Source organism: Variovorax sp. GW821-FHT09A10 (genome assembly GCF_059418385.1).
Genome location: NZ_JBWKPT010000002.1, coordinates 353,538 through 366,177, shown reverse-complemented (window position 1 = coordinate 366,177; position 12,640 = coordinate 353,538). Strand labels below are relative to the sequence as shown.

Annotated in this window: 8 protein-coding genes and 2 pseudogenes; 3 read left to right on the top strand and 7 right to left on the bottom strand. The window is 68.3% G+C overall.

The window, feature by feature from the left end:
• The 4 genes from AC07Q9_RS08485 to AC07Q9_RS08470 form a co-directional block, all read right to left on the bottom strand.
• A complete protein-coding gene (locus AC07Q9_RS08485; RefSeq protein WP_495308726.1) occupies positions 1-1,041 on the bottom strand; it encodes a TRAP transporter substrate-binding protein in 1,041 nt (346 codons plus the stop codon).
• Between the two features lie 55 nt (positions 1,042-1,096).
• Complete coding sequence (locus tag AC07Q9_RS08480; RefSeq protein ID WP_489056669.1) at positions 1,097-2,404, bottom strand: TRAP transporter large permease; 1,308 nt, start codon at positions 2,402-2,404, stop codon at positions 1,097-1,099.
• Positions 2,401-3,057 carry a TRAP transporter small permease subunit gene (locus AC07Q9_RS08475; RefSeq protein ID WP_495308723.1) on the bottom strand — a complete coding sequence of 219 codons (657 nt, stop codon included), beginning with the start codon at positions 3,055-3,057 and terminating at the stop codon, positions 2,401-2,403. Before AC07Q9_RS08475 ends, AC07Q9_RS08480 begins: the two co-directional genes overlap by 4 nt.
• A 148-nt stretch (positions 3,058-3,205) precedes the next feature.
• Positions 3,206-4,033, bottom strand: coding sequence for an IclR family transcriptional regulator (locus AC07Q9_RS08470; RefSeq protein ID WP_495308721.1), 828 nt, complete (start codon positions 4,031-4,033; stop codon positions 3,206-3,208).
• A 252-nt stretch (positions 4,034-4,285) separates the two neighbouring features.
• Between AC07Q9_RS08470 and AC07Q9_RS08465 the strand changes: the two genes are divergently transcribed.
• Complete coding sequence (locus AC07Q9_RS08465; protein ID WP_495308719.1) at positions 4,286-7,315, top strand: ATP-binding protein; 3,030 nt, start codon at positions 4,286-4,288, stop codon at positions 7,313-7,315.
• Positions 7,316-7,396: 81 nt separating this feature from the next.
• On the opposite strand, the gene AC07Q9_RS08460 is transcribed toward AC07Q9_RS08465, so the two are convergent.
• Positions 7,397-8,374: a fimbrial protein gene (locus AC07Q9_RS08460; protein ID WP_495308717.1), complete on the bottom strand. Its 978-nt coding sequence runs from the start codon at positions 8,372-8,374 to the stop codon at positions 7,397-7,399.
• Positions 8,375-8,680: 306 nt separating this feature from the next.
• On the opposite strand from AC07Q9_RS08460, the pseudogene AC07Q9_RS08455 reads away from it, so the two are divergent.
• A pseudogene (locus AC07Q9_RS08455) lies at positions 8,681-9,193 on the top strand (response regulator); the annotation flags it as partial.
• A 252-nt stretch (positions 9,194-9,445) separates the two neighbouring features.
• Here the strand turns inward: AC07Q9_RS08455 and AC07Q9_RS08450 are convergent.
• Positions 9,446-10,582 (bottom strand): annotated as a pseudogene (locus AC07Q9_RS08450) (EAL domain-containing response regulator); the annotation flags it as partial.
• 308 nt (positions 10,583-10,890) lie between these two features.
• Between AC07Q9_RS08450 and AC07Q9_RS08445 the strand changes: the two are divergent.
• Positions 10,891-11,280 (top strand): response regulator, encoded by a 390-nt coding sequence (locus AC07Q9_RS08445; protein WP_489056664.1) that lies wholly within the window; start codon positions 10,891-10,893, stop codon positions 11,278-11,280.
• A 114-nt stretch (positions 11,281-11,394) separates the two neighbouring features.
• Here the strand turns inward: AC07Q9_RS08445 and AC07Q9_RS08440 are convergent, their stop codons facing one another.
• Positions 11,395-12,600, bottom strand: a complete 1,206-nt coding sequence (locus tag AC07Q9_RS08440; RefSeq protein ID WP_492676980.1) for a branched-chain amino acid ABC transporter substrate-binding protein — start codon at positions 12,598-12,600, stop codon at positions 11,395-11,397.
• Positions 12,601-12,640 lie beyond the last annotated feature (40 nt).

Below are 12,640 nucleotides of genomic sequence, written 5' to 3'. Positions count from 1 at the left end.
CTACTTGAGACCGACCACCGGGCCGACGACCTGCTTCCAGGTGGCCGAGCACTTGTCGTAGGACTTGTCGCAGAGTTCGCTCCAGATCGGCAGCGACACCGTGGTCAGCGCGTCGCGGATCATCTGCTGGTCGCCCGGCTTCACCGGCACGTCCTTCATCGCGAACTTCTTGACGGTCTTGCACGGTTCCTTGCCGACATTGCAGCGCGAGGCGTCGTCGAACAGCTCCTTCGAATAGCCCCACACCTCGGTCTCGAACTTGCGGAAGGCCTCGGTGAGCTTCGTCTTCTGCTCGGCGCTCAGCGCGTTCCACTTCTGCAGGTTGATCGCGTACGCGTTCAGCGCAATCTGGAAACCGATCGGCATGAAGTGCGTGGTGACCTCGGGCCAGCCCGCCGAGTTGGCCGAGCTCGGGCCGGTGATGGCGCAGTCGGTCACGCCGCGCTCCAGCGCCTGCTGCGTCTCGCCGAAGGGAATGGTCACGGGGATGCCGCCGAGCTTCTCGATGAACTTGGCGAGCGACTGGTCGTACACGCGCACCTTCTTGCCCTTCAGGTCCGCGAGGCCGCCGATCGCGACCTTGCAGAACACCACCTGCGGGCCGAAGGGGTACAAGCCGAGCAGCTTGCCGCCGTGGCGCTCCTGCAGCCGCTTGTCGAAAGCGTCGCGGTAGGCATCGACCACCTTGCGCGCCACCTCGTAGTCGGTCGACAGGCCTACGATGTCGGGCCCCAGGAAGAAGGGCTCGTCGCGCGAGACCTGCGCCAGGCGCAGGGTGACGATGTCGAACAGGCCCGACTTCAGCACGCGCAGGCCGTCGGCATCTTTCACGCCGAGCACGTCCATCGGCTTGTAGTCGGCGTCGATGGCCAGCCCCGTGTTCTTCGCGAAGTTCTCGAAGAAGGGTTGCTCCTTGGTCTGCTGGATCAGCCCGGTGGCCACCAGGTTGCCGGCCACGCGCAGGCGGGCGTTGTCCGCCTGCGCCGGCAGTGCCAGCGCCAGGGTGGCCGCGATCAGCGGGAGAACGAATTTCAGTTGCATGCCTGACTCCTTGGAAGGTGGAAAGGTGGTTCGAGAGTGGGAGAAAAAAGTACCGTCACTTGCCGAACAGCAGGTTCGGCAGGTAGGTCGCGATCCACGGGTTGTGGATCAGGATCGCGGTCATCACGACCATGGCGGCGAAGAAGGGCAAGGTGCCCTGGAACACGTCGTTGATCGAGCCTTCGCCGCGCACGCCCTGGATCACGTAGAGCGTCATGCCGATCGGCGGGCTGATCAGCGAGATCTCGCACATCAGCACCATGAAGACGCCGAAGAACACCGGGTCGATGCCCGCGGCCTGCACGATGGGGAACACCACCGGCAACGTGCCGACCAGCATCGGCATCGTCTCCAGCGCGATGCCCAGCACGAGGTACAGCAGCGCCAGCATCCACAGCAGCATGATGGGCGACACGTCGGCCGACTTGATGAGGCTGGCCAGCGCCTGCGGCACGCCCAGCATCGAGAGCACGAAGTTCAGGTACAGCGCCGCCACGAGGATGAGCGCCGTCATCGCCGTGAGCCGCATGGTCGAGCGGAAGCACTCGTGCAGCATCGCGATGTTCAGCTTGCGGTAGCCCGCAGCAATGGGCAGGCAGACGATCACGCCCAGCGCGGCGCTTTCGGTGACGGTGGCCCAGCCCGTGTAGATGCCGCCCATCACCACCGCGAACACGGCCAGCGGGCCCAGCAGGTGCACCGAGTGGCGCAGCTTCTCCGCGAGTGCGGTGCGGCCTTCGCGAACGCCCGCCACCGACGGCCGCCACACGCAGATCGCCAGGATCGTGAGCAGGAACAGCACCGTCATGATCGCGCCGGGCAGGATGCCGGCCATGTACAGCCGCGCCGCCGAGGTGTTGGTCATCGAGCCGTAGATGATGAAAGCCACCCCGGGCGGAATCAGGTTGCCCAGGCTGGCGCCGGCGGCGATGGTGCCCAGCACCATGCGCTGGTCGTAGTTGCGGTTCTTGAAGGCGGGCAGCGCCACGGTCGAGATCGTTGCGGCAGTCGCCACCGACGAGCCCGACACCGCCGAGAACAGCGCCGAGGCACCGATGTTGGTGTGCAGCAGCCCGCCCGGCATGCGGTTGAGCCACTGGCCCAGCGACTGGTACATCTTGTCGGTGGCACCGCCGCGCATCAGGATCTCGCCCAGCAGGATGTACAGCGGGATCGACAGCAGCAGGTAGTCTTCGCCGGCGGCCCAGAGCTGCTCGCCGACGGCGTTGATGGCGGGCATGCCGAAGTGGATCAGCGACCCGAGCAGGCCGACGACCAGCATCGTGGTCGCGACATGGAAGCCCAGGAACATCAGGCCCAGCATGATGGCCAGGCCGGCCAGGATTTCGAGCGGCCCGATCACGAGGCGACTCCGGTGGCGTTGGTGACGTGGGCGGTGCCGTGTTCGGTGGATGGCTGCGCCGGGCTCTTGATCTGGACCTCGGTCTCGGCCTCGATCTCTTCCTCGAGCGTCTGCGGCCCGAAGCGCTCGTTGAGCTCGCCCGTGCGGCGCCGCACGAACAGCTGCAGTGCATCGAAGGCCGCCCAGGCGGCGACCAGCGCGAACATCAGGTAGCCGCCGAGCCAGATCGATTGCGGAATCCACATCGGCGTGGCGAGCGGCGTGGCGGCCGTGCTTTGCAGCTCGATGCTCTCGACCACGACGTTGTAGCCGCGCCAGAGACACAGCACCGACAGCAGCGCGAGGCTCACCATCGCGAGCATGTTGAGCAGCGCGCGCGTGCCGACCGAGAAGCGCGACAGCAGGAAGTCGACGCGCGTGTGGCTGCGCGTGATGAGCGTGTAGGCGAAGCCGAAGGCGCCGACGATGCCGTAGGTGTACGAGCCGATCTCGTCGATGCCCTGCAGGCTGAACGAGAACACCTTGCGGCCGAGCATTTCGACGCAGGTCATGACGGACAGCGCGATCAGCCACCAGCCGCAGGCGATCACGGTCCAGTCGCAAACCCGCGTCAGCGTTCGGCTGATGCCGTGCTGTGGAAGCAATGTTTTCATGGTTTTGTGCAAGGAGGTGCGGTTGAAGGGCAAGCCATTGGAGCGCGCGCCGCACGCGCGCAGCGGACTATCCCGCTGCGCGGGACAGTCGAAAAAACGGCTTAGGAATCAAGCACTTGGCGCGCTGCGCCAGTGGAATGCGCGCGCCTCAGCGGGCGCGGCCGCCGTAGGCGGCGGTGATCTCGTCGGCGGCGGCGCGCACGGTGGCGCCCAGGTGCGGGAAGTCGGTGCTCTTGATGCGCTGCGTCGGGCCGACCAGCGAGATCGCCCCGAAGGGCTGGCCGTGCTCGTCGCGGATGGCCGCGGCAATGCAGCGCAGGCCGACGGCGTTCTGCTCGTCGTCGATCGCATGGCCCGCGCGGCGCACTTCGCCCAGCGTTTCGTGCAGCCGCGAGGCGCGCGCGATCGTGTTGTTGGTGAGCTTGGGCAGGCCGTAGGTGCGCAGGTACTGCAGCACGTCGTCTTCCGACATCGCCGCCAGGATCGCCTGCCCCATCGCGGTGCCATGCAGCGGCGCACGGAAGCCCGGCTTGCCGATGGCACGCATGAGTTCGCGGCTCTCGACCTGCGTGACGAACACGATGTCGCCCAGGTCGGCGATGCCCAGGTTGATGCTCTCGCCCGTGCTGTCGCGCAGCCGGCGCATCACCGGCAGCGCCAGGTGCGCGATGCGCCGGCGGCGCCCGAAGGCCGCGCCCACCGAGAAGCAGCGCACGCCCACGTACCAGAGGTTGGTCTCGCGATCGAACTGCACGAAGCGCCGCTGCTCAAGCGTGGTGAGCAGCCGGTGCGCGGTGGACGACGACAGGCCCGTGTGCGCCGCGATGTCGACCAGCCGGAAGCCTTCGTCGTCCTCCGCGAGGAGTTCGAGCAGCTGCATGGCGCGCGTGAGCGACTGCACGGTGCTGTCGTTGTCGCGGTCGATGCGGGAGACCTTGGGGGTCTTGGCGGAGGTGCGCGGCGAGCTGGCGGTCATGGCGTGCCTTGTGCAAATTGCGTGCCATCCGGCCTGCCCGTCCGGCACGCGATCTGGCCGCCGATGGTCTGCGACAAAAGATATGTCAACTACAGTGTTTGCACCAATGTCGACATTTCCTGGCGCAGCGATCGCCCGTTGCGCCCCGCAGGCGTGCATCGCGCTCGCCCTCGCGGTGCGCCCGCGCGCGCGGCAGTGCCCTACCATCGCGGGCATCTTCTTCCTGCCCGCACCGGTCACACGGATGCCATGATGCCCAGCGATCTCCCGCGCTTCTTCGGCTTCGGCGCTTCGCGCGCCACCCCACGCGGCGTGATGAGCCTGCTGAACCGCTACCAGCGTGCGCTGCTGTACGTGGGTGGCGCCGTCACCTCGCTCGTGCTGCTGGCCGCCACCGGCGTGATGCTCTCTTCGCAGGTGCGCGACTACGTGGCCGAACGGCAGGCCGAGTTCAATGCGCGCAAGGCCCTGCTCCACCTCGAACTCTTCGTGCGCCAGGGCTCGGCGCGGATCAACATCTTTCACGAGGAAGGCGCCTGGGAACGGCGCGCACGTGCGCCGCAGTCGCTGGTCGACGCCTTCGCCGCGCACGACGGCCGGCTGGTGCTGCCCAGCAACAAGGACTTCCCGCCGATGCTGCTGCTGGGCGACCTCTCGGCGCAGCGCCCGGCCGACAGCTTCGCGCAGTACCTCGGGCTGGCCGAAGAGGTCGGCTACCGCTCGGCGGCCTACACGAAGACGCTGACGCTGCACTCCAGCTACTTCTATGCGCCCGACCTGCGCTTCCTGGCCGTGGTACCGGCCCCCGCCGCGGCCGACCTGTTCGAACGCCACGGCGCACGCACCACCGAAGACCTCCTCCAGCGCATCGCGCCCCCCGAACTCGGCGACCTGAACGACCCGGCCGTCGTCGCCCGCCTGCGCGACAGCGGCACGGCCGTGTGGCTGCCGCCGGCCGTGAGCCCCTTCACCGGCGAGACGGTGCTGAGGCTGGCGCAGCCCGGCTTCCACGACGGCAAGCCCTTCGTCGTGCTGGTGAACGACTACCCGCTGGACATCATCACCGCGCACCTGTCGAACGAGCGCCACGACGAGGCCTCGATGTTCGTGGACCCGTCGGGCCGCGTGATCGCCGAGACGCACGGCCCCAGCGGCACCGAGGGCCTGCAGGCGCGCGCGCTGCAGCTCTCGCAGCCGTCGCTGGCCGCGAACGGCGCCACGCTGCAGTACCGCGACGGCCTCTTCACCCTGCGCGCCCCGATCGCCGACGCCGACTGGACCTACCTCTACGCCTTTTCGTGGCGCACCATCGCGTCCGAGCTCGGCCCGCGGCTGGCGCTCTATGCGGGCGCCATGCTGCTGCTCATCGCCTTCGTCTGGGCCGCGCTGCTCCTGCTCGACCGCAAGGTGTTCCGGCCCGGCTATGCGCGCTCCCAGCGCATCGTGGAGAGCGAGAACCTCAACCGCACCATGGTCGCGACCACGCCCTCGGGCCTGGCGCTGCTGCGCTACCCCTCGGGCGAGGTGCTGCTGCAGAACCAGGTGATGCAGGCCTGCACCGACAACGCGCGCCCCGAAGACCCGCCCCTGCCGCAGCGCCTGCTGCGCCTGTACGACAGCGCCCCCGGCGCTCCCGAATGGCTGCCCGACCTGGAGCTGCCCGTGACGCTGGCCGGCGGCGAGACCACCGAGCTGCTGGTGAGCGTGGTGCGCACCAAGTACCAGGGCAGCGACGTGCTGCTGTGCAACTTCTCCGACATCACGACGCGCAAGAACGCCGAGCGTGCATTGGAAAGCGCGCGCGAGGCCGCGCACCAGGCCAACCATGCGAAGTCGGCCTTCCTGGCCATGATGAGCCACGAGATCCGCACGCCGCTGAACGCGATCATGGGCAACCTCGAGTTGCTGCAGCGCTCGCCGCTGTCGGCCGCGCAGAACGAGCGGCTCGGCGCCGTGACGTCGTCGTCGACCGCGCTGCTGGGCATCATCAACGACATCCTCGACTTCTCGAAGATCGAGTCGGACCAGATGCGCCTGGAGTCGATCCGCTTCGACCTCGCGGACACGGCGCGGCAGGTGATCGCGGTCTTCACGCCGCTGGCACAGGCCAAGCGCCTGGCGCTCGATTGCGTGATCGACGACGCCCTCGCCCCGCACCACCTCGGCGACCCGACGCGCCTGCGCCAGCTGCTCATGAACCTGCTGAGCAACGCCATCAAGTTCACCGACACCGGCGACGTGCTGCTCGAGGTCTACCTGAAGGACGATGCCGACCCCGCCTCGCCGGTGGTGATCGGCGTGAGCGACACCGGCATCGGCATGACGGCGGCGCAGCAGAAGGCGCTGTTCGAGCCCTTCACGCAGGCCGACAGCAGCATCGCGCGGCGCTTCGGCGGCACCGGCCTGGGGCTGGCGCTGTGCCGCCGGCTGGCCGGGCTCATGGGCGGCGACATCCAGGTGGTGAGCGCGCCGGGCAAGGGCAGCACCTTCCTGGTCACGCTGCCGCTGCCGGCCGCGCCCGCCCTGCCCCCGCGCGCGCCCGCACCGCCGGCGGCCGGTGCCGACACGGCCGCGCCGACGGCGCACATCCTCGTGGTGGACGACCATCCGGCCAACCGCGAGCTGGTGAAGATGCAGCTCGAGGCGCTGGGCTACACCTCCGACCAGGCCTCGGGCGGTCTGCAGGCGCTCGACCTGTTCGCCCGGCGGCGGCACGACCTCATCATCACCGACATCAACATGCCGGGCATGGACGGCTACACGCTGGCACGCGCGCTGCGTGCACAGGGATCGCGCGTGCCGATCGTGGCGCTCACGGCCGATGTCGCGGTGCGCGAACGCGAGCGCTGCGAGTCGGCGGGCATCGACACCGCGCTGATCAAGCCCATCCTGCTCGACACGCTCGAACGCACGGTGCGCCAGCTGACCCTGCGCGACCCCGATGCCGCGCCATCGGCCAGCGCCCAGCGGCAGGACATCGCGCAAGGCACCCTGCCCGCGTCGGTGCACCAGCCGCTCGTGCAGTCGCTGGCCGACACCGCGACGGCCATCCGCGCGGCGCTGGACGCCGGCGACACCGCCGCGCTCGGCGCCGGGCTGCACTCGCTGCGCGGCGCCTTCGCGCTGATCCACGAAGCCGGGCTCGCCGCCGACTGCGTCGCCATGGAAACGCAGCTGCGCGACGCCGACCTGCCCGCGCTGGCGCAGGCCTTCGAACGCTTCGAGCCGGCGGCGCGCGCCGCGCTCGCGCGCCGAGCCCCCGAAGCAGCCGCCGCGGCCTGAGCCCCGGGCCGGCCCGACGCGGCGTTCGCGTCGCCTCCCGGGAACGCACCGCACGCGGCAGGCGCTCAGGCGCTCAGGCGCTCACTGGTAGTCGAGCAAGACGAGCATCGCCCGCTTGACCGTGCCGGGCAGCACCGTGGCGCCGGTCCGCACATAAGCAGCGTTCATCGCAATTCCTGCCGCGCCACCGGTGAGCTTGTTGTAGCTGGTCACGGGCAAGGAGGTGCCGAACCGGGCCGGCGCGCCACTCGCGTCGGTCAACCGGACGGCGACGCCGGTGGCTGTCGAGCCGGCGGACGGCTTCAGCGTCCCCGGGATGCCCGGCATTTCGCCGCCGATCGGCGTCAGCGTGTAGCCGACCCTGTTGAAACCAGCCGGGCAGTTTTCCAGCGGGATGCTGAAGGCACGCGCGCCGGAGGTCGCACCGATGCCATGGAGGCTGGTCAGCGACACCGGAGGCAGTGCGACGGTTTGCCCGGGCACGCGGCACGTGCCGGGAATGATGTGGACATTGCCGGTCATGCGAATACCCGGCGCCGCGGCGTTGCTCACCATGCCCATGGGCCAAAAGATCCAGTAGTCAGGATAGGTGGCCGTCCCTCTCAACGATCCGCTTGCCAGAGGGCGGCTGTCCCGGATCAGCTGAACTTCCACCGGAGAAGAAATCTCCATCAACGGGGTATTGATCCCGCCGGACGCCTTGCTCCCTGCCGGTTGTCCGTTGACGATCACCTGGGCGGAAATGCCGGAGACATTGGTGGGAATCAGCGCCTTGCCGCTCTCGTCCGCACTGCCGCCATAGGGATAGACCTTCATCTGCCAGAACCTGCATGAGGGGGCGCCTTCGCACATCTGCTGCGGCGTCACGTATTGGCGCGCCACCACAGTTCCGACCGATGCCAGGCTCGGCAGATAGGTGTCGCTCGAGAAGGCATGAAGGTTCAAGGTTCGTGGCGTCTTGCCTGGCATCTGGGCCAGGGTCGAAGACGCACAGACCAGGACCAACACACCGCACAGCGCCTGCCCGGGTGCACCGCCAGGCCGCAAGAATTTCTTCATCGGCAAGTCCTCCGAGAAATATCAAACTGCATCGCGCCCCTCCAATGAGTGGCGCCCTGTCCCGACGCTGAAAGAGCGCCGGTTGCTTCAAATCCTAGATTTCACGAGCGCAGCAAGAAATCGGACCCGTCCGAAAAATCGGCTCGCCTTTCCCGGAATTTCCTCGTGACGTCGGGCCGCGCGCAGCCCTGGCGCCAGGCGCCTGAAGCCGGCCCGGTCCGAAGCCGCCTTCGGACTCGAACCGATGGGAAAGCGCGCCGGTCCTAGCCCTTCTTCACCGCCGTCCCACAGATTCGGACCAGTCCTATGCATCGGCGGCCCGCTATCGGATCAGGCCGCTTAACGGAAGACGGACGCCCCCCTAAAGTCCAGTCATCCCCTGCTGGCACCGCCCGAGGCTCCCGCCACCGGCCCCTTTTGAAGGCGTCCCCGACACCGGGGCATGGCGTTCGACAGCAGTCCTTCCTGCACGCGGCGCGCGCAGGCTCGTCCCCTTCTGTGTTCAACAGGTCCGCCATGAAGCCACTCAACCTCCGCGTCCTGATCGCGGACGACCATCCCGCCGTTCGCATCGGCATCGAGAGCACGCTGCGCGAAAGCCAGGCGGTCACTGTCGTGGGCGCCGCGCGCGACTCGACCGAGATGATGGAGATGCTCAAGCTGCACGACTGCCAGATCCTGGTGTCCGACTACGCCATGCCCGGCGGCCTGCACGGCGACGGCATCGCGCTGTTCGCGCTGGTGCGCCAGCGCTACCCGCGACTGAAGATCGTGGTGATGACCATGCTGGACAACCCCGGCATCATCCACTCGCTGCTGGACATCGGCGTGCCCTGCATCCTGAACAAGGCCGACTCGGTGAGCCACCTGCTGCCGGCCGTGCATGCGGCCTACGCGAGCGGACGCTACCTGTCGCCCAGCATGGCGGAGATCGCCGCGCGCACCGCGCCGCATCGCCCCGACGCACAACCCCATGCCGCCCTTTCGAAGCGCGAACTCGAGGTGGTGCGCATGTTCGTGTCGGGCCTCACGGTGACGGAGATCGCCGAGCGGCTGCATCGGCGCGGCGTGCTGGTCGCCCTGCGTGAAGTGACACCCGAGGCTGCGGGCCAGCGCGAGGTCGCGCTCGCCGTCGACGCCCTTCACGAGCAGCGTCGCGTGCTGCTCGCGCGCCATGGCGATCACGCTCGCCAGGATGTGGCGGGCATGCGGGTTCTCGCGCGCCTGCACGAGCTGGCGTGCGTCGATCTGGAGCTCGCTGAACGGCACCTTGAACCAGCGGCTCAGGGTCGAGTCGCCCTGGCCGAAGCGGTCGATGGCGCAGTGGAACCCGCGCAGCCGCAGGTGCGCGACCGCGCCGGCCAGCACGTCGTTGCAGCGCGCGCCGCCGTCTTCGGCGATCTCCAGCACGAGCTGGTCGGCGGCGATACCGACGCGCTCGGCCTGTTCGGCCACGCCCTGCGCCCAATGCACCGAAGCCGCGACCGACGCCGGCACGCGCACGCCCAGGCGCAGGCCGTGGTCCTTGTGCATGTAGCCGAGCAGTTCGAAGGCGCAGTCGAGCATGCGCTGCACCAGCGCGCCGTGCAGGCCGGCCTGCGCGATGGCGGGCAGGAAGTCGGTCGCGGGCAGCCAGGTGTCGTCGGGCCGGTACCAGCCCGGCTGCAGTTCGGCGCCGCGCAGCACGCCCGTGCGCGCGCAATGCCGGGGCTGGAAGTGGGCGGCGATCTGGCGCGTGGCCAGCGCCTCGCGCAGGACCGTTGCCGTGAACGCCGGTGCGCCGTTCGCGGGCGGCGCGCTCCCGCGCCGCAGCCCGGCCCGGTGGCGCCGCCCGCGCGCCATGGTCTGCGCCGCCGACGCCATCGTGACCATGGTGCGCGGCTTGGCGATGGCCGAGAGCACGCGCGCGCCGCGGGCCCGGGCGTAGTCCGCCGCGGCCTGCAGGATGCGCGGCGGCTGGGCGCTCATGAGCACCAGCGCCGCGGGGCTGCCGGCTTCGACCACCGCGTCGATCATCTGCAGCCCCGTCACCTCGGGCGTGTCGATGTCCACCACCAGCAGGTCGTGGCGGCGGCGCTGCACCGCTTCGACAAAGCCATGGCCGCTGCGCGTGACGTCCACGCGGGGAATGCCGGCGTGGCGCATGAAGGTGGCCAGCGCGAAGCCGGTGCGTTCGACCTGGTCGATCACGAGTGCGTGTCTGATCATGGCTGGCGGGTGGTCCGGTAGGAAGAGATGCCTTGCATCTTCCCGGGCACGGCCCCGTTCCCCCATCGGCCCTGTCCGAATCTCGGGGGCCATCGGCTAGGACTGCGCGCCGATCTGCGTTGCGTCGCCACAACTGTGCCCGGGGACGCCCACGATCGATGCGCTCCGAGGAGGATGTGAAGAAAAAGGCCGGACGAGGACGAGGCGCCGTCCATTGCTGCACGGTTTGCGTGCGTCCATCTCCTTTCTCCTACGCGGAGCCGCCGCGCGCCACGCTACGCTATTGGTTCACACATCAAAACCGCGGCATGGCCCTCATCACGTTCCTCGTCGAGGACAACAAGACCATCAGGGACAACCTGGTCCCGGCCCTCGAGGACCTCGTCAACGGCCATGTCGTCGGTTTCGCCGAAACCGAGTCGGGCGCACTCGCCTGGCTGGCCGCCCACCCCGATGCCTGGCAGCTGCTCATCGTCGACCTGTTCCTCAAGGAAGGCTCCGGCCTGGGCGTGCTCTCGGGCTGCCGCGAGCGCGGCCCGCACCAGCGGGTCGTGGTGCTGAGCAACTACGTCACCTCGGACATCCGCACGCGCTGCCAGGCGCTGGGCGCCGACGCGGTGTTCGACAAGTCGCGCGACCTGGACGCCTTCATCGAGTACTGCAACACCGACCGCCCCTCGGGCCTGGCCGCGCTCTGAGCGCTTCCTCGGCGCGCGTTGCGGTTGCGCGCACCACCCCAGAATGAAAAAAGGGCCCGAAGGCCCTTTTTGATTGGCACGGCCGGTGAGGGGCCGTTGGCAACAGCGATGCGCTCAGCGCACCACGGCGATCTGCGTGCGTGCGCCACCCTTGTAGGTGTACAGCGTCAGCGCGCCGTTCTTGATGTCGCCCTTTTCGTCGAAGGCGATCGGGCCGGTCACGCCCTTGTATTGCACCTTGCCGACTTCAGGCAGGTACTTTTCCGGCTCGGACGAACCGGCCTTGACCATGGCTTCGGCCAGCACGTTGACCGCGTCGTAGACGTACGGTGCATAGATCTGCACTTCGACGCCGTTCTTGGTCTTGAACTTGGCCTTGAAGTCTTCCAGCGGCTGCTTGAAGTCACCGTCGACACCGCCGGCTTCGGCACAGACCACCATGTCTTCACCGATGGCATCGCCCGCCAGCTTCGGCAGTTCGCCGGTGCACAGGCCGTCGCCGCCCATGAACTTGACGTTCAGGCCGAGCTGCTTGACCTGCTTGAGCATCGGGCCGCCCACGGCGTCCATGCCGCCGAAGAACAGCACGTCGGGCTTGGAAGCCTTCAGCTTGGTCAGGATGGCGTTGAAGTCGGTCGACTTGTCGGTCGTGAACTCGTGGCCCACGATGGTCGCGCCGGCGGCCTTGGCAGCCTTCTCGAACTCTTCGGCAACGCCCTGGCCGTAGGCCGTGCGGTCGTCGATCACGGCGATGTTCTTGCCCTTGAGCGTTTCGACGGCGTACTTGCCGAGCGTGCCGCCCAGCTGCGTGTCGTCGGCCACCACGCGGAACGTGGTCTTGAAGCCCTGGCGGGTGTACTTGGGGTTGGTGGCCGACGGCGAGACCTGCGGAATGCCGGCGTCGCTGTACAGCTTGGAAGCGGGGATGGTGGTGCCCGAGTTCAGGTGACCGACCACGCCGTTGACCTTTTCATCGACCAGCTTCTGGGCGACGGCCGTGCCTTGCTTCGGATCGCCGGCGTCGTCTTCAGGAACCAGCACGAACTTGGCGACCTTGTCGCCGATCTTGAGGCCCTTGGCATTCAGGTCTTCGATGGCCATCTTGGCGCCGAGCTCGTTGTCCTTGCCGAGGTGGGCAATGGGACCGCTGGTCGGGCCGACGTGGCCGATCTTGACGACCAGGGCATCAGCCGGAGGCGCAGCAGGGGCCGGAGCCGCAGCCGTGGGTGCCGGTGCCGCCGGAGCAGCAGCTTCTTCCTTCTTGCCGCAAGCCACGAGCGTGAGTGCAGCCAGTGCGACCGCAGTCCATTTCAATTGCATGAGAACCTCCAGAACTTGGATGAAAAGATATAAAAACCGG